Origin of the sequence: Acinetobacter shaoyimingii (assembly GCF_011578045.1) — a bacterium.
GTDB classification, from domain to species: Bacteria; Pseudomonadota; Gammaproteobacteria; order Pseudomonadales; family Moraxellaceae; genus Acinetobacter; species Acinetobacter shaoyimingii.
In genome coordinates this window covers 803,037-826,692 of sequence record NZ_CP049801.1, presented here as the reverse complement: position 1 = coordinate 826,692, position 23,656 = coordinate 803,037, and the positions used below count along the sequence as shown (strand labels likewise).

15 protein-coding genes, 6 tRNA genes and 3 rRNA genes are annotated in these 23,656 nt (G+C 41.3%); 6 read left to right on the top strand and 18 right to left on the bottom strand.

Translation table 11 applies throughout. From position 1 onward, the window contains the following. Window positions 1-48 precede the first annotated feature (48 nt). From G8E00_RS03800 to G8E00_RS03775, 6 genes are all read right to left on the bottom strand, one after another. Window positions 49-1,404: an MFS transporter gene (locus tag G8E00_RS03800; RefSeq protein ID WP_166222047.1), complete on the bottom strand. Its 1,356-nt coding sequence runs from the start codon at window positions 1,402-1,404 to the stop codon at window positions 49-51. A 388-nt stretch (window positions 1,405-1,792) separates the two neighbouring features. Continuing rightward, window positions 1,793-1,907 (bottom strand): 5S ribosomal RNA (gene rrf, locus G8E00_RS03795). Between the two features lie 184 nt (window positions 1,908-2,091). Then, window positions 2,092-4,983 (bottom strand): 23S ribosomal RNA (locus G8E00_RS03790). Between the two features lie 472 nt (window positions 4,984-5,455). Next, window positions 5,456-5,531, bottom strand: a tRNA-Ala gene (locus G8E00_RS03785). A 74-nt stretch (window positions 5,532-5,605) separates the two neighbouring features. Then, a tRNA-Ile gene (locus G8E00_RS03780) sits at window positions 5,606-5,682 on the bottom strand. A gap of 61 nt (window positions 5,683-5,743) precedes the next feature. After that, window positions 5,744-7,281 (bottom strand): 16S ribosomal RNA (locus G8E00_RS03775). The 16S, 23S and 5S rRNA genes sit together here with 2 tRNA genes alongside, the layout of an rRNA operon. Before the next feature lie 647 nt (window positions 7,282-7,928). Between G8E00_RS03775 and G8E00_RS03770 the strand changes: the two genes are divergently transcribed. Genes G8E00_RS03770 through G8E00_RS03760 form a run of 3 tightly spaced genes read left to right on the top strand, consistent with a single transcriptional unit; the run spans window position 7,929 to window position 10,067 of the window. Beyond that, complete coding sequence (locus G8E00_RS03770) at window positions 7,929-8,348, top strand: YfiR family protein (protein ID WP_227591283.1); 420 nt, start codon at window positions 7,929-7,931, stop codon at window positions 8,346-8,348. Between the two features lie 4 nt (window positions 8,349-8,352). Beyond that, entirely contained in the window at window positions 8,353-9,570 is a 1,218-nt protein-coding gene (locus G8E00_RS03765) for a sensor domain-containing diguanylate cyclase (RefSeq protein WP_166012629.1), read from the top strand. A gap of 17 nt (window positions 9,571-9,587) precedes the next feature. Beyond that, window positions 9,588-10,067, top strand: coding sequence for an OmpA family protein (locus G8E00_RS03760; protein WP_166012630.1), 480 nt, complete (start codon window positions 9,588-9,590; stop codon window positions 10,065-10,067). Window positions 10,068-10,208: 141 nt separating this feature from the next. Here G8E00_RS03760 and G8E00_RS03755 read toward each other — a convergent pair. The 8 genes from G8E00_RS03755 to secA all read right to left on the bottom strand — a co-directional run bounded on the left by G8E00_RS03755 (window position 10,209) and on the right by secA (window position 16,591). Beyond that, window positions 10,209-10,285, bottom strand: a tRNA-Pro gene (locus tag G8E00_RS03755). A gap of 17 nt (window positions 10,286-10,302) precedes the next feature. Continuing rightward, window positions 10,303-10,378: transfer RNA gene (locus G8E00_RS03750), tRNA-His, on the bottom strand. 39 nt (window positions 10,379-10,417) lie between these two features. Next, window positions 10,418-10,494 (bottom strand) — tRNA-Arg (locus G8E00_RS03745). 47 nt (window positions 10,495-10,541) lie between these two features. Next, a tRNA-Pro gene (locus tag G8E00_RS03740) sits at window positions 10,542-10,618 on the bottom strand. A 141-nt stretch (window positions 10,619-10,759) separates the two neighbouring features. Continuing rightward, complete coding sequence (gene nadA, locus G8E00_RS03735; RefSeq protein ID WP_166222045.1) at window positions 10,760-11,827, bottom strand: quinolinate synthase NadA; 1,068 nt, start codon at window positions 11,825-11,827, stop codon at window positions 10,760-10,762. Between the two features lie 146 nt (window positions 11,828-11,973). Next, entirely contained in the window at window positions 11,974-13,194 is a 1,221-nt protein-coding gene (gene argJ / locus G8E00_RS03730; RefSeq protein ID WP_166222042.1) for a bifunctional glutamate N-acetyltransferase/amino-acid acetyltransferase ArgJ, read from the bottom strand. A gap of 179 nt (window positions 13,195-13,373) precedes the next feature. Beyond that, the gene (locus G8E00_RS03725; protein WP_166012633.1) at window positions 13,374-13,727 is read right to left on the bottom strand and encodes a hypothetical protein; all 354 of its coding nucleotides are present in this window, start codon (window positions 13,725-13,727) and stop codon (window positions 13,374-13,376) included. 149 nt (window positions 13,728-13,876) lie between these two features. Next, window positions 13,877-16,591: a preprotein translocase subunit SecA gene (secA, locus tag G8E00_RS03720; protein ID WP_166012634.1), complete on the bottom strand. Its 2,715-nt coding sequence runs from the start codon at window positions 16,589-16,591 to the stop codon at window positions 13,877-13,879. 330 nt (window positions 16,592-16,921) lie between these two features. Here secA and G8E00_RS03715 point away from each other — a divergent pair, with 330 nt between their 5' ends. The 3 genes from G8E00_RS03715 to G8E00_RS03705 all read left to right on the top strand — a co-directional run bounded on the left by G8E00_RS03715 (window position 16,922) and on the right by G8E00_RS03705 (window position 19,475). Beyond that, window positions 16,922-17,563: a peroxiredoxin gene (locus G8E00_RS03715; RefSeq protein WP_166222039.1), complete on the top strand. Its 642-nt coding sequence runs from the start codon at window positions 16,922-16,924 to the stop codon at window positions 17,561-17,563. 436 nt (window positions 17,564-17,999) lie between these two features. Continuing rightward, a complete protein-coding gene (locus G8E00_RS03710) occupies window positions 18,000-18,818 on the top strand; it encodes an MBL fold metallo-hydrolase (protein ID WP_166222037.1) in 819 nt (272 codons plus the stop codon). Window positions 18,819-18,890: 72 nt separating this feature from the next. Beyond that, window positions 18,891-19,475: a dual specificity protein phosphatase family protein gene (locus G8E00_RS03705; RefSeq protein WP_166222034.1), complete on the top strand. Its 585-nt coding sequence runs from the start codon at window positions 18,891-18,893 to the stop codon at window positions 19,473-19,475. Window positions 19,476-19,522: 47 nt separating this feature from the next. Here the strand turns inward: G8E00_RS03705 and G8E00_RS03700 are convergent, their stop codons facing one another. Genes G8E00_RS03700 through trpA form a run of 4 tightly spaced genes read right to left on the bottom strand, consistent with a single transcriptional unit; the run spans window position 19,523 to window position 23,499 of the window. Then, a complete protein-coding gene (locus G8E00_RS03700; RefSeq protein ID WP_166012638.1) occupies window positions 19,523-20,530 on the bottom strand; it encodes an SPOR domain-containing protein in 1,008 nt (335 codons plus the stop codon). Then, window positions 20,517-21,806 (bottom strand): bifunctional tetrahydrofolate synthase/dihydrofolate synthase, encoded by a 1,290-nt coding sequence (gene folC / locus G8E00_RS03695; protein ID WP_171522890.1) that lies wholly within the window; start codon window positions 21,804-21,806, stop codon window positions 20,517-20,519. Before folC ends, G8E00_RS03700 begins: the two co-directional genes overlap by 14 nt. Then, on the bottom strand, window positions 21,803-22,699 hold the full coding sequence (gene accD, locus G8E00_RS03690) for an acetyl-CoA carboxylase, carboxyltransferase subunit beta (protein WP_166222029.1): 897 nt from the start codon (window positions 22,697-22,699) through the stop codon (window positions 21,803-21,805). The genes folC and accD overlap by 4 nt, the downstream gene beginning before the upstream one ends. After that, on the bottom strand, window positions 22,696-23,499 hold the full coding sequence (gene trpA / locus G8E00_RS03685; protein ID WP_166012641.1) for a tryptophan synthase subunit alpha: 804 nt from the start codon (window positions 23,497-23,499) through the stop codon (window positions 22,696-22,698). Before trpA ends, accD begins: the two co-directional genes overlap by 4 nt. Between the last annotated feature and the right edge of the window lie 157 nt (window positions 23,500-23,656).

Here is a 23,656-nt window from a genome sequence, read left to right as displayed (position 1 = left end):
CTTGAATAAAAAAGCCTCTTTAAGAGGCTTTTTTATATGTATCAAAGACTAATCAATTAAAGCCTTTCTAGTTTTAATGATATTTTCTTGAGGCAACTGAATTGAATTATCACGCTTAATCAATAATATTGCTGCAGCACCAATAATTGCAGGAATTGCAACTGCAATAAAATTCATTTTATGCGGTAATTCTAAGCCCAGTAAATATCCGATAACGATCGGTCCAACAATCGCTCCCATCCGACCAATACCAGAAGCCCAACCTAAACCTGTAGAACGTACAGCCAAAGGATAAAATTGTGCAACATAGCTGTAAAGTAAAATACTACAACCTACGGAAGCCGCCCCAGCTAAAGACACCAACAAATAAATTACAGGCTGTGGCGAATTAAAACCAAGACCAATAAGTGCCAATACACCTACACTTAACATCGAAATAATGACAGGTTTAATATGGAAACGATCGGCAAGGATACCACCACCAGCAGTTCCTATAACTGCACCAATGTTTAATGCCAACAAAAACATTAAACTACTGCCCAATGAATACCCAGCCGCCATCATTAGTTTTGGTAACCAACTTCCTAATGCATACAACATCAGTAAACACATAAAAAATGCTAGCCAGAACAAAAGTGTTCCTCTTGCACGTCCCTCTTGAAAGAGTGCTGATAAAGATGCTGGAGCAACTTTACTTTCATTAAAAACTAAAACCGTTTCTGGGGTAACAATATCTTGAGGTGATAATTTTTGAACAATTTCGCGTGCTTTTTGTATTTTTTGTTGCTTAACTAGAAATGCCAGTGATTCAGGCAAGAATTTCCAAATTAAAGGAAGAAATAATAGTGGAATCCCTGCTATCCAAAACATAACTTCCCAACCAAAACTTGGTGTAAACCAAGCACCAAATAATGCAGCCATAATACCGCCCATAGCATAACCACTAAACATCCCTGTAACGAGAGTACTACGTAGCTTTTCAGGCGCATATTCAGAAGTTAATGCCACCAAATTAGGTAATACTCCACCAATCCCTAGACCTGCAATAAATCGTAAACAACCAAATTCTGTCGGGTTTGAAGCAAAACCACCCAAAAAAGTAAAACCACTAAATAATGATACACAGATTAGAATGACATTTTTACGTCCAATTTTATCTGCCAACATACCAAAAAACATTGCGCCAAACATCATACCGGCAAGTGCTGTACTCGCAAGCATTCCCGCTTGTACTGCACTCATATTCCACTCTTGCATAAGTAACGGTAAAGTCACTCCATTAATCGCCAAATCATAACCGTCAAATAAAACAATAAATAAACACCAAAGTACTACCGTTAAGTGGAAAGGTTTAAACTTGGCTTTATCCACTACAGCATTTACATTCATTGTATTCGCTGCCATTTTAGCTCACCTCCAATTGTGAGTTTTTTATATTCAAAAAACTGAATTAATATTCAGTTTTATCTAAAATGGTAGATTTGATCATGAATGTCTACTGCAGAAATGCTCATATTATTCGAATCACATCGAAAATAACTAAAGTTGAATGGTTCATTTTTTGAACCATGAAATGACCTTCTAATTTATCTTCAATATTAATGATTACACCCAAACCAGTTTCGAGTTATATGCTTTTTATAATACTGAATTATCTTATTTATATATTCATATCGCCAATGTACTAACTGACTTTAATACTATTACTTAAGGAGCGTTTAACTCCTGCACAGAATCCCACGCATAAAAAAATCCCCCTCTACATTTTCGTAGAGGGGGATTTCGAATAATGAGCTGGCGATGACTTACTCTCACATGGCAAACGCCACACTACCATCAGCGCGAAGAGGTTTCACTTCTGAGTTCGGGAAGGGATCAGGTGGTTCACTCTTGCTATTGTCGCCAGCACAACTGTTTATGGATACTCGCTTAGTCTTACCTTTATGCTAAGTGTTTTTCCAAATGAGTGATTAACAGAGATACTTGAGTTTGTTTAATTCGTTCAGTTTAGCGGTTTATTTAACTAAATCAAGTTTGATCAGTTTGATTTCGAATCAATCGAGCTTTATACAACAACTGTTTGGGTGTTGTATAGTCAAGCCTCACGAGTAATTAGTATTGGTCAGCTTCACATATCACTATGCTTCCACATCCAACCTATCAACGTTGTAGTCTTCAACGGCTCTTTAGAGGACATATAGTCCTTGGGAAATCTTATCTTGAGGTAGGCTTCCCGCTTAGATGCTTTCAGCGGTTATCCCTTCCGAACATAGCTACCCGGCGATGCGACTGGCGTCACAACCGGTACACCAGAGGTTCGTCCACTCTGGTCCTCTCGTACTAGGAGCAGATCCTCTCAAATTTCCAACGCCCACGGTAGATAGGGACCGAACTGTCTCACGACGTTCTAAACCCAGCTCGCGTACCTCTTTAAATGGCGAACAGCCATACCCTTGGGACCTGCTTCAGCCCCAGGATGAGATGAGCCGACATCGAGGTGCCAAACACCGCCGTCGATATGAACTCTTGGGCGGTATCAGCCTGTTATCCCCAGAGTACCTTTTATCCGTTGAGCGATGGCCCTTCCATACAGAACCACCGGATCACTAAGACCTACTTTCGTACCTGCTCGACTTGTGGGTCTCGCAGTTAAGCGCGCTTTTGCCTTTATACTCTACGCGTGATTTCCGACCACGCTGAGCGCACCTTCGTACTCCTCCGTTACTCTTTAGGAGGAGACCGCCCCAGTCAAACTACCCACCAGACATGGTCCTCGCTCCAGATTATGGAGCAGAGTTAGAACCTCAATATTACCAGGGTGGTATTTCAAGATTGGCTCCATCGCAACTAGCGTCGCGACTTCAAAGCCTCCCACCTATCCTACACAAGTAAGATCAAAGTTCAATGTCAAGCTGCAGTAAAGGTTCACGGGGTCTTTCCGTCTAGCCGCGGGTACACCGCATCTTCACGGCGAATTCGATTTCACTGAGTCTCTGCTGGAGACAGCGCCCCCATCATTATGCCATTCGTGCAGGTCGGAACTTACCCGACAAGGAATTTCGCTACCTTAGGACCGTTATAGTTACGGCCGCCGTTTACTGGGGCTTCGATCAAGAGCTTCGCTTACGCTAACCCCATCAATTAACCTTCCAGCACCGGGCAGGCATCACACCCTATACGTCCACTTTCGTGTTTGCAGAGTGCTATGTTTTTAATAAACAGTTGCAGGGGCCTGGTTTCTGTGGCTGTCAATAGCTCATCCCGCAAGGGGAATCACCGTCGACAGCGTACCTTCTCCCGAAGTTACGGTACCATTTTGCCTAGTTCCTTCAGCAGAGTTCTCTCAAGCGCTTTGGTCTACTCGACCTGACCACCTGTGTCGGTTTCGGGTACGATTCCTGTGTAACTGAAGCTTAGAGACTTTTCCTGGAAGTATGGTATCAGCCACTTCGCTAATAAATTAGCTTGCTATCAGTTCTCAGCATAGAGTACCCCGGATTTGCCTAAGATACATGCCTACAACCTTTCACCTGGACAACCATCGCCAGGCTGACTTAACCTTCTCCGTCCTCTCATCGCATTACACAGAAGTATTGGAATATTAACCAATTTCCCATCGACTACGCCTTTCGGCCTCGCCTTAGGGGTCGACTCACCCAGCCCCGATTAACGTTGGACTGGAACCCTTGGTCTTTCAGCGAACGAGTTTTTCACTCGTTTTGTCGTTACTCACGTCAGCATTCGCACTTCTGATACCTCCAGCAGACTTCTCAATCCACCTTCATCGGCTTACAGAACGCTCCCCTACCACTTGCAATAAATTGCAAATCCGCAGCTTCGGCACATAGTTTTAGCCCCGTTACATCTTCCGCGCAGGCCGACTCGACTAGTGAGCTATTACGCTTTCTTTAAAGGGTGGCTGCTTCTAAGCCAACCTCCTAGCTGTCTATGCCTTCCCACATCGTTTCCCACTTAACTATGATTTTGGGGCCTTAGCTGGCGGTCTGGATTGTTTTCCTCTTGACTACGGACGTTAGCACCCGCAGTCTGTCTCCCGGATAGTACTCATTGGTATTCGGAGTTTGCATCGGTTTGGTAAGTCGGGATGACCCCCTAGCCGAAACAGTGCTCTACCCCCAATGGTATTCGTCCGAGGCGCTACCTAAATAGCTTTCGGGGAGAACCAGCTATCACCAGGCTTGATTAGCCTTTCACCCCTATCCACAAGTCATCCCCTGGCTTTTCAACGACAGTGGGTTCGGTCCTCCAGTTAGTGTTACCCAACCTTCAACCTGCTCATGGATAGATCGCCTGGTTTCGGGTCTACACCCAGCAACTAAACGCCCTATTAAGACTCGATTTCTCTACGGCTCCCCTATGCGGTTAACCTTGCTACTGAATGTAAGTCGCTGACCCATTATACAAAAGGTACGCAGTCACCGAACAAGTCGGCTCCCACTGCTTGTATGCATGCGGTTTCAGGATCTATTTCACTCCCCTCACAGGGGTTCTTTTCGCCTTTCCCTCACGGTACTGGTTCACTATCGGTCAGTCAGGAGTATTTAGCCTTGGAGGATGGTCCCCCCATATTCAGACAAGGTTTCACGTGCCTCGCCCTACTCGACATCATCATATCAGCCCTTTCGTGTACAGGACTATCACCTACTATGGTCGCACTTCCCAGAGCGTTCCACTAAAGCTGATATGACTTAATGGGCTTTTCCCCTTTCGCTCGCCGCTACTGAGGGAATCTCAATTGATTTCTTTTCCTAAGGGTACTGAGATGTTTCACTTCCCCTCGTTCGCCTCGTATGACTATGTATTCATCATACGATACCGACCTTATGATCGGTGGGTTTCCCCATTCAGAAATCTTCGGATCACAGGATATTTGCCGCCTCCCCGAAGCTTATCGCAGGCTATTACGTCTTTCATCGCCTCTGACTGCCAAGGCATCCACCACATGCACTTAATTACTTGACTATACAACCCCAAACAGTCGTTCATCCCTACAAGCAGGATAAGCAACAGATCAACCAATTTCTTAGTCAATCATACAGTTGGCGTCTGTGCACTTAAGCACTATACAGCTTCAATTAGATTCATATACCAAAACGCTTGATTCAGTTAATTTCGCTAGTTCTCATTCAATCACTTCAACTCCATAACTTGCGTTACTTCGTTTCCGCTTTTGTATGAGTTTGAACAAATTATTTCAACTCAAATATATTCTGTTAATGATTCACCACGTCTTCGTCAGATCGTGGTCAACTGTGATAAATCACAGAAGTTAACAAGACGCGCATATTACGCTAACTTCTTATTAAATTCTATAATCTACGACTTCGTTCGATTAAAGCCTGCGCAAAGCAGTACTTATATGATCAAACACTACGCGCAGCGTAGCTGCTTGTCTTGCGTTTCGACAAAGCGTTGCTTTGTTATTTCGAAACTCTGGTGGAGACTAGGAGAGTCGAACTCCTGACCTCCTGCGTGCAAAGCAGGCGCTCTACCAACTAAGCTAAGTCCCCAGCTTATCATCTATAGATTCGATATATCTTTACGCTCTGTTCGCCTCAGTACTTTCATACTGCGTTAGTCAGAATGGTGGGTCTGACAAGACTTGAACTTGTGACCCCACGCTTATCAAGCGTGTGCTCTAACCAACTGAGCTACAGACCCTCAGATACATCTTCATGAAGAACAACTTGTTGTGGATTCTTACCAATCGTCAATCTTTCGTTAAGGAGGTGATCCAGCCGCAGGTTCCCCTACGGCTACCTTGTTACGACTTCACCCCAGTCATCGGCCACACCGTGGTAAGCGTCCTCCTTACGGTTAGACTACCTACTTCTGGTGCAACAAACTCCCATGGTGTGACGGGCGGTGTGTACAAGGCCCGGGAACGTATTCACCGCGGCATTCTGATCCGCGATTACTAGCGATTCCGACTTCATGGAGTCGAGTTGCAGACTCCAATCCGGACTACGATCGGCTTTTTGAGATTAGCATCCTATCGCTAGGTAGCAACCCTTTGTACCGACCATTGTAGCACGTGTGTAGCCCTGGTCGTAAGGGCCATGATGACTTGACGTCGTCCCCGCCTTCCTCCAGTTTGTCACTGGCAGTATCCTTAAAGTTCCCGGCTTAACCCGCTGGCAAATAAGGAAAAGGGTTGCGCTCGTTGCGGGACTTAACCCAACATCTCACGACACGAGCTGACGACAGCCATGCAGCACCTGTATGTAAGCTCCCGAAGGCACCAATCCATCTCTGGAAAGTTCTTACTATGTCAAGACCAGGTAAGGTTCTTCGCGTTGCATCGAATTAAACCACATGCTCCACCGCTTGTGCGGGCCCCCGTCAATTCATTTGAGTTTTAGTCTTGCGACCGTACTCCCCAGGCGGTCTACTTATCGCGTTAGCTGCGCCACTAAAGCCTCAAAGGCCCCAACGGCTAGTAGACATCGTTTACGGCATGGACTACCAGGGTATCTAATCCTGTTTGCTCCCCATGCTTTCGTACCTCAGTGTCAGTATTAGGCCAGATGGCTGCCTTCGCCATCGGTATTCCTCCAGATCTCTACGCATTTCACCGCTACACCTGGAATTCTACCATCCTCTCCCATACTCTAGCCAACCAGTATCGAATGCAATTCCCAAGTTAAGCTCGGGGATTTCACATTTGACTTAATTGGCCACCTACGCACGCTTTACGCCCAGTAAATCCGATTAACGCTCGCACCCTCTGTATTACCGCGGCTGCTGGCACAGAGTTAGCCGGTGCTTATTCTGCGAGTAACGTCCACTATCTCAGAGTATTAATCCAAGTAGCCTCCTCCTCGCTTAAAGTGCTTTACAACCAAAAGGCCTTCTTCACACACGCGGCATGGCTGGATCAGGGTTCCCCCCATTGTCCAATATTCCCCACTGCTGCCTCCCGTAGGAGTCTGGGCCGTGTCTCAGTCCCAGTGTGGCGGATCATCCTCTCAGACCCGCTACAGATCGTCGCCTTGGTAGGCCTTTACCCCACCAACTAGCTAATCCGACTTAGGCTCATCTATTAGCGCAAGGTCCGAAGATCCCCTGCTTTCCCCCGTAGGGCGTATGCGGTATTAGCATCCCTTTCGAGATGTTGTCCCCCACTAATAGGCAGATTCCTAAGTATTACTCACCCGTCCGCCGCTAGGTTAGGTAGCAAGCTACCTTCCCCCGCTCGACTTGCATGTGTTAAGCCTGCCGCCAGCGTTCAATCTGAGCCATGATCAAACTCTTCAGTTTAATACTTCGTAGCGCCTTAAAGGGCGCCAATCTTGGCTCATCAATTTTCTGACATTAATTTCTCAAATAAACTTCGAGTAATTTCTACCATCAATCAATGAAAATAATTTCGATCAATCAACCAGTAAAAATCCACACAAGTTGTTCTTCATAATCTCTTAATGATCTTCTTGTTACTTCGTCAGTAGCAAGCTAGGTCGGCTATATTACTCTCTATCTCTAGAAAGTCAACCAGTTCAACTAAATATTTTCCTTAACAAATCATCTTTTTTAAATCTTTAAAATCTCTCGCAGAAACCTTAAATCATTCAATCAAGTTATTGATTTATCAGAAGTTTTATTTAACATCGCTGCCGATGGATGTGCATTCTACAGCATTTCACTACCGTTGCAACCCCTTTTTTTGAAGTTATTACACAAACGTTTATTTATTAATCAAAAAGGTGTTTTTTGATATAAAATTGACCAAAATACTCAACATATATCTTTTTTTCTTTGATTAGAATAAAATATAAAGTATTAGCAATTAAATTAGAGTTATACCCATCTATATGGCGCTCTTCATAAATATAAAAAGAATATCAATAGGATTACTACTGCTTATTACTAGTAGTATGTGTTTTGCCAATTCATCACATAACATATATATGATGACATTATCCATTTTGAGTTATACAAAGTGGAATGTCCCCTCACCAAGTTTATGTATCGTTGGCAATAACAATAATACGCAAATCACGAATGCTTTTTTACAAGGTGTAAAAACTCAAAATATTTCATTACAAGTAAAAGGTATTACTGAAGAACAATTGGCCTTAAGATCCTGTGATGCAATATTTTTCACTCAATCCACACCAGAAAGCGAACAAAAACTGATTAATCAATCCTATAACAAATCAATTTTGTCTTTTAGCAAGGATAATCCTGAATGTGAAATTGGAAGTATTTTCTGTCTATATACCTCCAAAAAAGGAAATACACTATTTAAGGTGAATTTGGACAGCTTAGCGAAGTCCAAAATTCATGTAGATCCTCGCGTTTTACTCTTGGCCAAAAATTCGGAGTAAGATGATGATCAACACATTATTTAATTCCAACTCACTACAAACTATTTTCAGAAAATCGCAATTTACTATTTTCGCCATTACTTTCTTAATTTGCACAATCACGTTTTCTTCGGTTTCAGTACTTACAGTCGAGTCATATGCTAAGCAAAATTTACAACTGATTAGTCGAACAGTAGCAGAACGTGTACAGCCTGCTTTAGTCTTCAAAGATAGAATTACACTGACAGAAATTTTAAATGAATATACTGTGCAACATGAAGTAAAAATGATTCAAGTCTACGATAACAGTGGTCAGCTGATTGCCGAGAGCGTCAAAGATTTAGAATATTACTCTACGCTTCAAAATTTATTCGATAAAATTTTCTTAAATCATCCAGTAAATCTGACCGTTGAACATAATGGTCTAAACGTCGGTAAAGTTGTACTTTATGGTAGCTCTAAGAAAATCTTAGTGTTTATCTTTAAAATTTTTATTGGTTTGCTTCTGGGCATGCTATTTATGCTCTTAGCTTTATGGTGGTCCGTGAATTCAACTTATCATCATATTATGAAATCGATATCCCCAATTATCAGCATTGCACAATTGGTCAGCAATCAAAAAGCATATAATCTTCGATTTCCTGAAAATGATATTAAAGAATTTCACAACTTAAATAACGTTTTTAATGAGCTTCTTGAAGAAATTCAGTCTTGGCATAATCATCTACAAAACGAAAACAATATCCTATCGTATCAAGTTCAACATGACGATTTAACCAAATTACCTAATCGCAATTATTTCAATCAAGTTTTATTTAATAAATTTGATAACCCTATTAGTCGAGAAAAAATTGCCTTAATCTTTATTGATAATAATAACTTTAAAGGCATTAATGACAAATATGGACATTTAGCTGGTGATGAAGTCCTCAAAGAAACTGCAAATCGCTTAAAATCTAGTATTCGACAAAATGATTTTGTTGCACGTTTAAGTGGTGACGAGTTCGCGATTATTTTAGATTCGGTACATCAAACAGATTACCTCATCACCATTGCTGAAAATCTAATCAAAACATGTGATAAACCGATTACATACAATGATCAAGAAATATATTTCAGTTTTAGTTTAGGTATTGCTTTAGCCAGAAATGCTCACAGCATTGAAGATGTTATATCTCAAGCAGATCAGGCCATGTACAAAGCTAAAGATCTAAAAAACCATTGGTATATTTATCATCATTAATTATTTAAGGTAACGAGATGCTAAACAATAAAATTAAATTATTATTTATTGCAATAATATCAGTAGCCTTAAGCGGATGCTTAGGTATGGGCTCATTGAGCCATAAACAAGTTAAGGTACTCAAAAAAGAAGGATTTGTATTAACTGAAGAAGGTTGGAGCTTAGGCCTACCTGAACGAATCTTATTTGATTTCGATAATGCTGATATTCCACCTCAAAGTCAGTTATTGATTACCAAACTATCAAATCAGTTAAAAAAATATGATTTAACCAAATTAAAAGTGATTGGGCATACCGACAATATTGGTAATGAAGAATACAACGTTAAACTTTCAGAAAAGAGAGCACAAAGTGTTGCAGATGTCTTCATTCAAAATGAATTTAAGACAGAAGATATACAAGTGATTGGCAAGGGATCTGTACAACCTATAGATAATCATGACACTGATGAAAGCCGAGCTGAAAATCGTCGCGTTTCTATTATCATCTCACCCTAGTGATTCAATCCCTTCTAACGACCATCAAATGTAAAAAAAGATCCCATATCGGGATCTTTTTTAAAATATACTAAACACTAAATTTTAGACATAAAAAAACCGCATTTAAGCGGATCTTTATTTTTAAGCTAATGCTTAAAATGGTCGGAGCAGTAGGATTCGAACCTACGACCCCCTGGTCCCAAACCAGGTGCACTACCAGGCTGTGCTATGCTCCGTTTCTCTTAAAAGAGATTGGGGTGGATGAAGGGGCTCGAACCCTCGACAACCGGAATCACAATCCGGGGCTCTACCAACTGAGCTACAACCACCATTACAACATTTTAGATTCTACAATATCAAGCGACCGATGGCGCGCCTGACAGGATTCGAACCTGTGACCATCCGCTTAGAAGGCGGATGCTCTATCCAACTGAGCTACAGGCGCATTACCGATGATACTTACACCACTGGAAAATCTTTGCCTTGAAGAATTGGTCGGAGCAGTAGGATTCGAACCTACGACCCCCTGGTCCCAAACCAGGTGCACTACCAGGCTGTGCTATGCTCCGATTCATCTCAGCTTTTGTATCGAACATCTCGTTCGGTACGGTGTGCATTCTAGGCGTGACGCCGAACAACGTCAACACCTATATTCAAAAAAAATCAAAAAAACGCTTCAAGTGTATATTTATCAAGCGTTTTAGAGTTTTTTAACGCTTTAAAGCAGCATTAAAGTTCAACATTCGATCAAGTGGTAATTTAGCACGTGCTGCAAGCTTTTGATCAACGAATACTTCTTGATCAGAATTTTGTAAAACATGCAAAATTCCGTCTAATTCATTCATTGCCATCCACGGACAATGTGCACAAGAACGACAAGTCGCCCCTTCTCCGGCTGTTGGCGCTTCAATTAAAGTCTTGTTAGGCACAGCTTGTTGCATTTTGTAGAAAATACCTCGATCAGTCGCAACAATCATGGTGTCTTGTTCTAAAGTCTGTGCAGCTTTAATCAGTTGCGAGGTACTTCCAACAGCATCTGCAATATCAATCACTGATTCTGGTGATTCGGGATGAACCAAGACAGCAGCATTTGGATAGAGTGCTTTCATTTGGGCTATTCCACGTGCACGGAATTCTTCATGCACAATGCACGAACCATCCCAAAGCAACATATCTGCACCGGTTTTCTTTTGAATATAACGCCCTAGATGCTGATCAGGTGCCCAAATAATTTTCTCACCCAAACTATCGAGATGTTCAATAATCTCAACTGCACAGCTCGATGTCACTACCCAATCTGCCCGTGCTTTTACTGCTGCAGATGTATTGGCATATACCACCACAGTATGGTCAGGATGCGCATCACAGAACGCTGTAAACTCGTCGACTGGACATCCAAGGTCAAGCGAACATGTTGCTTCTAAGGTTGGCATTAAGATGGTTTTTTCAGGCGATAAGATCTTGGCAGTTTCTCCCATAAATTTTACACCAGCCACCACCAATGTCTTTGCTGGATGATCCCGACCAAATCGCGCCATTTCTAAAGAATCTGAAACGCAGCCACCTGTGAGCTCTGCGAGCTCCTGAACATCATGATCACAATAATAATGTGCGACCAATACCGCATTGCGTTTTTCAAGCTCATCTTTGATTTGTTCAAATTTCTGCTTCTTTTCTGCATCAGTTAATCGAACATCTTTAGGCTCACCTAAATGATCCAAATGTGCTTGCACAATCGATTTTGCTTCGTTGGCAATTAAATTGGTTGCATCATTCATACTGAGTTACTCTTATCCTTAAAGTTTAAATCAATAAGCATTTGATTTAAAAAGTGAACAACTGAATTGATAAAATGGCTTCATGCTTTTTTACCAATCATTCAAATATTTGTATAAAAAAAGCCTCACGAAGGAGGCTTTATGTCTTAAGAACGATAATCGGCATTTATTTTGACGTAATCGTAGGAAAGATCACAGGTATATACAGTATCTTTCGCTTGGCCTCGACCCAAATCCACACGAATGGTAATCTCAGATTGCGCCATGACTTTAGCGCCCGCTTCTTCAGTATAATCTGCAGCTGCCCCACCATCTTTGCAGATCTGTACATTATCCAACCAAACTTGAATTTTTTCTACATCTAAATTGGGTACGCCAGCATAACCAATGGCTGCCAGAATACGCCCCCAGTTTGGATCAGATGCAAAGAAAGCCGTTTTTACCAATGGGGAATGCGCAATGCTATAAGCAATATCGCAGCATTCTTGGGTATTTGCACCACCTTCTACTGCCACAGTCATGAACTTAGTCGCACCTTCACCATCGCGAACAATTAATTGTGCAAGACGTTTCATCACGCATGAAAGCACCTCTAAGACCACTGCATAACGCGAATCGTCCTCTGATGCGATTTCAACACCGCCTGCTTGCCCTGTCGCAGCAAATATACAAGAGTCATTGGTGGAGGTGTCACCATCAATGGTAATGCGGTTAAATGACTGCTCTACTGAGGTTTTCAGTAACTGTTGAACCAAGGGACGTGAAATTGGCACATCTGTTGCAATAAAGCCCAGCATGGTCGCCATATTTGGACGAATCATGCCTGCACCTTTTGAAATACCCGTCATGGTGTACGTCACACCGTCAAGTTCAAACTGCTCAGATGCACCTTTAGGCAAAGTATCAGTGGTCATAATGCCTTTTGCAGCATCGACCCATGCATTTGAATTGAGCGTATCTAAAGCTGGCTGTAAACCTTTTAACAGACGATCCATTGGCAATTGTTCACCAATCACGCCTGTTGAAAAAGGTAAAATTTCACTTGCAGAGACGTGTGTCAATTCAGCTAAGCTTGTGCAGGTTGTCTTGGCATTTTGCATGCCTGTAGGACCTGTTCCTGCATTGGCATTCCCTGTATTAATGACTAAATAACGCGGATTGTTTTCTGCCAAATGAGCTTTACAGATATGTACAGGTGCTGCACAGAATGCATTTTGGGTAAATACACCTGCTACATTCGTGCCTTCAGCGAATTCAAAAACAACCAGATCACGTCGATTTGGATAACGAACATATGCTTCTGCCGAGCCAATTTTTACACCTTGTACCACATGCATCTGTGGCATTGTTACGTCACCCACCGCCATTTTTAAATGTCCAGAATCAAAATTTAGAAAAAATAAGCTTAGTAGAAAAATCTACAAAAATCGAGTATATAAAGACTTCAATTGTGATGAATTATTTAATTTATATGTAATAAAAATAAAGCCAATGCTTGTACATCGGCTTTTACAAAATAATTCGAACAGCAATCGCTCAAAAAATCTTAATTTGATTTCGCAAGCAAGTTATTGTCTAAAAGTGCTTGTTTTGCTTTTTCCTGACTTGCCGTAGACAATGCAGGATTCGTCGCAACAATACGATGAACAGTAGCCGGTGTTACTGCAGCAATCGCTGATGTTTTTAAGATGATTGGACGCCCGCCAGTATTCCCCAGAGTATAACGAATACCCGTACGTGGACTAATCACAGTTGTCGTATCATTTTTCACTTCAACGCCAGCAGTCGCTACGCCTGTTGCCGCTTGAACGTTTGCAACAGTGGTTGTCGTTGGCGCTGCAAAAGCAAAAGTAGGCAAGGCAACTGCCGCTAGCAACAAAATTTTTACATGTTTTTTCATCATCATTCCGAAAAAAATTACAACATCAGAAATTAAATACCACTTACCGACCTTTTAGGCAATCATTATTCACAACTTGTAATGATCATCATGCTCAAGCATAAAAAAAGCAGAACAAAAATGTTCTGCTTTTTTCAACTGTAAAATACTTAAATTTTACCGTGACATTGCTTATATTTTAAACCTGATCCACAAGGACATGGCGCATTACGACTTTCGGGTGGTGCAAATGTCACTCCGCTTAAATCACCTTGCTCTGCATTTTCACTGACTTCACCAGATAAACCATCCACATCATCATGGGCAAAAGACAGTTGCATTGCTTCAGCTTGTGCTTGTTGTTGCGCTTCCATCTCTGCAATTTCTTCAGGAGTTGGTAAACGAATCAATGATAAATCTGCTACAACATCTGACTTAATCACGGCCAACATATTTACAAATAAATTGAACGCTTCTTTTTTGTATTCTTGTTCAGGATTTTTTTGCGCATAACCACGTAAGTGAATCCCTTGACGCAAGTAATCCATCGCAGCCAAATGGTCTTTCCAATGACGATCTAGAGAACTGAGCATAAAGTTACGCTCTAAAGATGCTGCATTTTCGGGGCCCATTTGTTCACGACGAGCGTGATAACGTGCCAATACTTCATCAGTAATACGTTCAACCAATGCCTCTTCATCTAAACGACGATCTTGTTCCAACCATTGTGAAACGGGTAGATCAACACCTAAATCAACACGCAATGCATTTTCTAAACCTTCAATATCCCACTGATCATGAATTGACTCTGGTGGAATATAGTTTCCAATAACACCCTTCATCACGTCACGATACATGGTTTCAATATATTCTTGAAGTGTATCTGCAGCCAAAATTTCATCACGTTGTGAATAGATAATTTTACGCTGTTCGTTGTTTACATCATCGTATTTCAGCAAGTTTTTACGAATATCGAAGTTACGTGCTTCTACTTTACGTTGCGCGTTCTCAATCGAACGTGACACCATTTTGTGCTCAATAGCTTCATCTTCTTGTAGTCCCATTGCACGCATCATGGCAACCACACGATCACCTGCGAAGATACGCATCAAATCATCTTCAAGCGATAAGAAGAAACGAGACACACCAGGGTCACCTTGACGACCAGAACGACCACGAAGCTGGTTATCAATACGACGTGATTCATGACGCTCAGAACCAATGATATGCAAACCACCAGAATCAAGCACCATCTGATTGTTTTGTTCCCACTCTGCTTTTAATCGTGCTTCATCTTCAGGGGTTGGGTTTTCAATTTTGGCTAATTTTGCTTTCCAGTTACCACCCAACAAGATATCGGTCCCACGACCTGCCATGTTGGTGGCAATGGTCACAGCACGTGGTGAACCTGCTTGCGCAATAATATCCGCTTCACGTTCATGCTGTTTTGCATTTAAAACTTCGTGTGCAATACCTGCATCACGGAGTTTATCAGAAAGAATTTCAGAAGCTTCAATGGTTGCTGTACCAATCAAAATGGGTGCAACACCAGCTTCGTGAATTTTTTTGATTTCTTCAATAATCGCAGTGTATTTACCATTACGGTTTAAATAAATTAAATCATTATGATCAATACGAATCATTGGTCGATGTGTCGGAATAATAACAACATCAAGACCGTAGATTTCTTTCATTTCAGCTGCTTCAGTATCAGCTGTACCCGTCATACCCGACAATTTTTTGTATAAGCGGAAATAGTTCTGGAATGTTGTTGTTGCAAGGGTTTGGTTCTCAGGTTGAATTTCCAAACCTTCTTTCGCTTCAACCGCCTGATGCAAACCTTCTGACCAACGACGACCTGGCATCGTACGACCTGTGTTTTCATCAACAATCACTACTTCACCGTCATGGATGATGTAATGCACGTTACGTTGATACAAGTAATGAGCACGAATCGCTGCAGTCACATGATGAACTAAATTCAAGTTTGCAGAAGAATATAAACTTTCCCCTTCAGCCAATAGGCCCATTTCGATGAGTTCAGCTTCAACCTTTTCATAGCCAACTTCAGTCATTTCAACTGAACGTTGCTTTTCATCAATCCAGAAATGTCCGCCATCAGCCACTTTCTCTTCTTTTTGAGGATGTAACTTAGGTGGAATGGCATTAATTGCTGCATAAAGCTGTGAAGAATCTTCACTCTGACCAGAAATAATCAATGGTGTACGTGCTTCATCAATCAAGATCGAATCGACCTCATCGATAATCGCATACACTAAGCCACGTTGTTTTTTCTCAGGGAGAGAAAACACCATGTTGTCGCGTAAATAATCAAAACCAAATTCGTTATTTGTACCGTAGGTAATGTCTGCACGATAAGCTTCTGCTTTTTCATGCGGATGTTGCATGGAGTAAATCACGCCCACGCTTAAACCAAGGAATTCATATAATGGACGGTTTAACTCAGCATCACGCTGTGCCAAATAATCATTCACGGTAATCACGTGAACGCCCTGCTCACTGATCGCGTTGAGGTACACCGCCAAAGTACCCATGAGGGTTTTACCTTCACCTGTGCGCATTTCAGCGATTTTACCTTCATGTAAGGTAATACCACCGATTAACTGTACGTCGTAGTGACGCATCCCCATAATTCGCTTACCTGCTTCACGACACACTGCGAATGCTTCAGGTAACAACTTATCTAGGCTCTCACCTTTTTTATAGCGTTGTTTGAATTCTTCGGTTTTTGCAGATAAGTCTGCATCACTTAGTGCAGATATCGTCGGCTCGAGCGCATTGATCTTCTCGACAATTTTACGCATACGCTTCAATTCGCGCTCGTTTTTAGTACCGAAGATTCCTCCGATCAGACTTGCCAACATGTATAGACTCTCTAAAACTTGCTTATCAAAATAAATTTTTCTCAGACGTTATTATGGTGCTAGAAATCTGAAGTACAAGGGTTTTAAACAAAAGCATTCAAAAAATTCTGACCAATGGGTTGCCGACGTATGAGCTACGGCGACTTAATGTAGCAAATTTGACCAGACTATAGATAGATGATTCTGAAAAATAGTCATTTTTTATTCTTCTGCATAAATCTATATCCAATATATTCATAAAGAAATAATAAAACACTATTTTTAATTCTAAAGAAATTCATTCATATTAGATTTGAAAAATACAAAAAATTATATTTTGAGGACTGAAAAATGACATTACGTTTAGGTGATACAGCACCCGATTTCGAACAAGCATCTAGTGCTGGCACAATTAATTTTTATGAATTTCTTGGGGACAGTTGGGGCATTCTTTTTTCACATCCAGCAGACTACACGCCTGTATGTACAACTGAACTTGGTTTTACCGCTAAATTGAAAGATGAGTTCGAAAAACGTGGCGTAAAAGCGATTGCGCTATCTGTGGATGATGTCGAATCACATCATGGCTGGATTAAAGATATTAACGAAACGCAAAATACCACTGTGAACTTCCCGATTATTGCTGACCAAGATCGTAAGGTGTCTGAGTTGTATGGATTTATTCATCCCAATGCAAGTGAAACCACGACTGTTCGTTCATTGGTAATCATTGATCCGAATAAAAAAGTGCGTCTCATCATTACTTATCCTGCATCTACAGGTCGTAACTTCCATGAGATTTTACGTGTAGTTGATTCACTCCAATTGACAGATAACCATAAAGTAGCAACGCCTGCCAACTGGCAACAAGGTGATGATGTCGTGATTGTTCCTGCATTAAAAGATGAAGATGAAATCAAACAACGTTTTCCGAAAGGTTATAAAGCCGTTACCCCTTACTTACGCCTCACCCCACAGCCTGAGAAAAACTAAAGCGCTGCTTTAGTTTTTCGCAAGACAAGCGAAGCGCGTAGTCCTTAAAATGCAATACTGCTTCGCCCGAGCGCAAGGGTAATAGCTATGCTATGGCTAAAAAGAAATTAAAAAGGATTCCTTTTTAATTTGGCGCAAGACAAGCGAAGGGTGTTGTTCCAAGTTAGAACAATGTGTAAAAACAAAACGATTGAAATAGTGATCAAAGATATAACACCATTTCACTCAAATATTATTCGGCCAATATGTTCAAATAAAAATGCATTTTCAAGATTCCTTTGACGAGCCATCTTGAAAATTCAAAGCCCATATTCATATGGGCTTTTTTTATGCATATTTTGCTGTGTATATAACCGACTGAATCAGTCGGAATCTATTATTTATGTAGATTTAGGCTATAAATGAAGTTCGCAAACCCTGTTTCGAATCAGCCTCCATGATCTACAACATCCATCATTTACATTGCGGTAGTTTATCTCCTTTTTGGGCTCCATTCTTTGGACAAAAAGGACTGGTTGCAGAACTCGTGTGTCATTGCCTTTTATTAGAAACAGATCAGGGACTGGTATTGGTCGATACAGGCATTGGTATACAAGATTATTTGCATCCTAGAAAACGTCTTGGAACATTACTCACCAAGCTTGGAACAATTCAACAAAAATTAAGTCTAAGTGCACTGGCTCAAATTCAAAAACTTGGATTTAAAGGTTCTGAAGTTAAACACATCTTACTCACGCATTTAGCATTTGATCATGCAGGTGGTATTTCTGACTTTCCAGATGCCACAGTACATGTGCTTTCTACAGAATACGAAGCAACTAAGCATCTGACCTATAAAAATAAATATCGTTATAAACCAGAACAGTTTAAAGAGCATCGTCATTGGAATTTTTTAGAGCCTCACTTTGGAGATTCTTGGTTTAATTTTCAAAAAGTCCTTGGTTTTAATCTATTTCAAGATGAAATTATGATGATTCCTTTACCTGGAGCAACTGCGGGGCATTGTGGTATTGCCATTGCTTTTCAAGATCGATGGCTCTTATTCTGTGGAGATGCCTATTACTCTCATCTCGAATTAAATCCAAAGAAAAAAATGCGTGCTTTAAAACTGACCGAAAGTACTCTAGCAGAAGACAATCAACTCAGAATAAAAACCCTTGAACAAATACAGCAACTTTCACATCAACATCCTGAGATTGAAATTATATGCTCGCATGATCCTGAAGAGCTCAATCGTTATCTTGCAATGACATAAAATACATAGACAAAATAAGGTCTAATCGTTATCAATATGATTATTCCTAAATCAAATAAATATTGAATTTATATGACTCAAATAAACCCGAAGCTCTTAATCATAACAACTGCCCTGTTATGCAGTGGCTGCATGCAATCTAAACCTGTTGCCGAACACGAGCGTCCGACACATTGGGGAACTGAGTTAAATGATCAACATAATTTTTATCAAGTGAGTTCAATGCTGTATCGCAGTGAACAACCCAATGAAGAATTAAAAGCAGAAATCCAAAAACACAATATTCAAGTCGTGATCAATTTGCGAAGCCGTGATCATGATCAAAAAGTTTTATCAGATATGCCTTTAAAATTAGTCCATATCCCCATCCAAACTTGGGCAATCAATCGTGAAGATTTATTAGCCATTATGCAAGAAATTCAACGGGCAAAAACCAACAATCAAAAAGTACTCATTCATTGCTACCATGGTTCAGACCGCACAGGTGCCAGTATTGCGATGTATCGTATTCTCTTTGAGGGGTGGAAGACTGAAGATGCAATTCAGGAAATGAAACATGGTGGATATGGTTTCCATAAGATATGGGTCAATATCGAAAAATTGTTTAGCCCTGAAAATATAAAATGGACTCAAGAGCAACTCTCGAATCCATCTTAAATTTAAACATGCATCATTAAAGTTCAAACTACTTGAACTTGAATCAATTAACGTTTGTCTAAAGGCACCCAGTCAATCACCCATGCAGACTTCATATTTAAACTTTCATCACTATTGATCTTTTTACGTGTTGCATCTGCGGCTTCACGATCTTTCGATGGTCCAACCATAATCCGAATACCCTTAGAGGTTGGACTCTTGGTGACTTTATAGCCTTTGGCACGAAGTCTAGCTGCAACTGCATCTGCATTGGCTTCATTGGCTGCCAAAGCCACTTGAACCATCCATTGCTTGTCTTGCGGCTTGTCTGTCCCTTCGAGCAATTGTCTTGCTTTTTCTGCTTCGGCTTTTTTCTTGGCCTCTTCAGCTAGACGTTTCTTCTGTTCAGCTTCTTTCTTAGCCAATTCAGCTTTCTTTGTTGCTTCTGTCTTGGCTTTTTCTTCAGCAGCTTTTTTATCTGCTGCGAGCTTTTGCTCAGCGGCCTTTTTGGTCGCTTCTGCTTTTTTCTGTTCATCTAATTTACGTTTTTGCTCAGCCGCTAACTGCTCATTTTTGGCTTTTTGTTGAGCAAGTGCTTTGTCTTGATCCGATAGCTTTTGCTGTTCAGCTTTTTTCTTTTCGGCCGCTAAACGTTGCGCTTTGGCTTTATCATCTTCAATAATTTCAGGGGGAATATCTGCACCTTGAGCACCACTACGCTTCGCATTAATTTCAGCATATTCTTCTGCAGCTTTACGTGCTGCAGCCGCTTCAGCTTCCTGTTGCATTCTTAGGAATTCAGCCGTTTTAGACTCTTGTTCAGCAACCGCTTTTTCTCGCGCACGACGTTGTTCTTCAAGTAGACGCTTTTCAGTTTCCACATCGACTGTCAATGGTTGGAGTTGTACAGGCTGACCTGAACCATCACCTTGTTGCTGTACATTTTCAACAGGTTGTGTTTGAACTTGTTTTTGATGTATTTCTTCTTTGCCTTTTAAAAGCAGCGCTGCCAGTAATACACCACCGCCTAGTAAAACAACACCTCCCATCCAGCGTTGTTTGTTATTCATTGACATTCTCTAAATACTCCCAGACCGCTTCTAAGGTATGAAACGAGCCACACACCAAAATCAGCTGATTATTTTTGGATTCTTCAAGTGCTGATTGAAATGCTGCATGTACATTTTGAAATTGTTGTACTGCTTCATGTTGCAATGCAGATTGTAATTGTTCCATTGACGCTGCACGAGGCACAGTCAGCGGTGCAATTTTCCACATTAATACAGCATTTTTCAATAACTTAACAACAGAATTAATATCTTTGTCAGCCAACATGGAAAAAACTGAAATCACTTCTGTGTACTGTTTATTGTATTCTAGAAATTTTCGCAATTGCTTTAACAAAAACTCAACACCATGAGGATTGTGTCCAGCATCGAAAATGACCGTTTTACCTTGAATCTGACGAACTTCAAAACGCCCTTGTAAACGAGCACTTTCAATTCCAGTTCCGATTGCTTGCTGACTGACTTTTAAATCACTGACCAATATTGCTGCAACTGCAGTGGAAATATTATCTAAAGCAAGTTGGCCGAGAGGAAGTTTTAATGTTGTACCTGAAGTGGCGAAATTCCATGTTTTGCCATCACCGGCATCTTGGTAAAAATAATCACGATTGAGTGTATAAAGTTTGGCATGACATAGATCCACTTTATCCTGAATCGCTTGAGGGAGTTCTTGTTGCCCTGCAAAAATCACGGGAATATCTGGACGAATAATGCCTGCTTTCTCAAAAGCAATTTTTTCAATGGTATCACCTAGCCAGTCGGTATGATCTAAGCCAATATTGGTGATCACAGCGACATCAGGATTCACCACATTGACGACATCGAGTCGCCCACCCAATCCAACTTCGAGCACCCAAACATCGCATTGTTTCTGTTTGAAGATCACAAAAGCGGCCAAAGTGGTTGCTTCAAAGAATGACAAACTTAAATCACATTCACGGCGAGCTTGATCGACCAAGACAAATGCATCAATGAGGGTCTGGTCATCGACTTCTTGACCTGCGAGTTTGACGCGTTCATTAAAACGATAAATATGGGGAGATTGATACAGACCGACATTATAACCTTGGGCATTCAAAATCGAGGCTAATGTCGTGGTGGTAGAGCCTTTGCCATTGGTTCCGGCAACAGTAAATACTTTGGCTTGTGGTGAAACTACACCTAATTTTTCTGCGACAGGGATGACGCGTTCTAAACCTAAATCAATCCCTGTGACGTGAACATGGCTCCAATAATCGAGCCATGTTTGTAAATTTTCTGTTTCTAATGGTGCTGTATGCATCAAGGCAAATTCATCAACTTCGCTACAATACGATAGACTGTATCACGTAATGCATGACGATGGACAATTTGATCGACTACACCATGATCAAGCAAAAATTCAGCACGTTGGAACGGTTCTTCCAATTTTTCACGTACCGTTTGCTCAATGACACGTTTACCTGCAAAACCAATCATGGCTTTCGGTTCAGCAATATGCACATCACCCAACATTGCAAGTGAAGCCGTTACACCGCCGTATACTGGATGCGTCAACACCACAATATAAGGTACATGTGCATCTTTCATCTTTTGGATCGCGGCTGAAGTACGTGCCATTTGCATTAAAGACAACATGCCTTCTTGCATACGCGCACCACCAGATGCTGCAAAGCAAATGAGTGGCTGCTTTGTTGCAATCGCTTTTTCAGCTGCTTGCACAAAACGGTCACCAACCACTGTACCCATTGAACCGCCCATAAAGTCAAATTCAAAAGCACAAGCAATCATTGATAAGCCTTTGATCTGACCTTGCATTACGATAAGTGCTTCAGTTTCACCTGTTTTCTCTTGCGCATCTTTCATGCGCTCAGGATAAGGCTTGCTGTCGACAAAATGCAGTGGATCTTTGGCTAAATACTCTTGACCGAGTTCTTGTTCAGCTTGGTCAAAGAACCAATTTAAACGATCACGTGCTTTCATTTTCAAATGTTCGTCACATTGTGGACAAACATAAGCATTGAAAGACATGGCTGTACGTGTCACCAAAGCATGACATTCAGGGCACTCAATCGTCGGCTCTGTAAATGTTGCTTTTAATGTTTGTTGTTCATCAGGAACATTGATGCCCGGCACGGAACGTTCTGTCCATGGTGTCGAGGGGCTCAGGATTTTGCCTGATTTCACTTCTTGATTCATACTAACTCATCGAGCGCAGCTCGAAGCTCCTTGACTTTGTTGACCGCTTGCTCAGCAGCTTGTTCTGGTGCAACGTTTGCAAAAGGTTTGACAAATGCACTTCCGACAATGACAGCATCGGCAACACTACCCATCGCTTTCGCTGAAGCAGCATCGCTGATTCCGAAACCGACACCCACAGGGACTTGGGTAACAGACTTGATTTTCTCAATGCGTGAAGCAGCTTCTTTCACATCAAGTGTTGCTGCACCTGTAACACCTTTAAGTGATACATAATAAATGAAACCACTCGCTTGATTGGCTACATGCGAAATACGCTCATCCGTTGAAGTTGGTGCGAGCAAAAAGATTTGATCCATATCGTATTTCTTCAATACCACATCTAAATCTTTTGCTTCTTCTGGTGGTAAATCCACGAGAAGTACACCATCTACACCACTTTCATGGGCAATCGACACGAAACGTTCATAACCAATGACTTCAACAGGGTTTAAATACCCCATAAGTACCACAGGTGTTTCCGCATCTTTTTCACGGAATTGCTTGACCATATTCAATGCATCAAGTGTGTTGGTTCCAGCGGCTAAAGCACGTTCAGCAGCTAAAGCAATGACTGGACCATCTGCCATTGGGTCGGAAAATGGTAATCCAAGTTCAATTACATCTACCCCAGCCTCAACCATTCGATGTAACAATGGAACCGTTACTTCAGGTTGTGGGTCACCTGCCATAACATAAGAAACAAGAGCCTTACGCTGTTGAGATTTAAGCTTTGCAAATCGTGTGGCTAAACGTGACATAGGGTTGTACTTTCCTTGAATTGTATAAAATTGAGGAGTTTGTTTTGTAAAAATACAAGACATCTCATTGTAACGCTATTATTTACTCATTGAATAGAGTGAAAACTTGTACAATTCTGTCTCATATTCGTTGAACAACCCAGTGCTACATTTATCA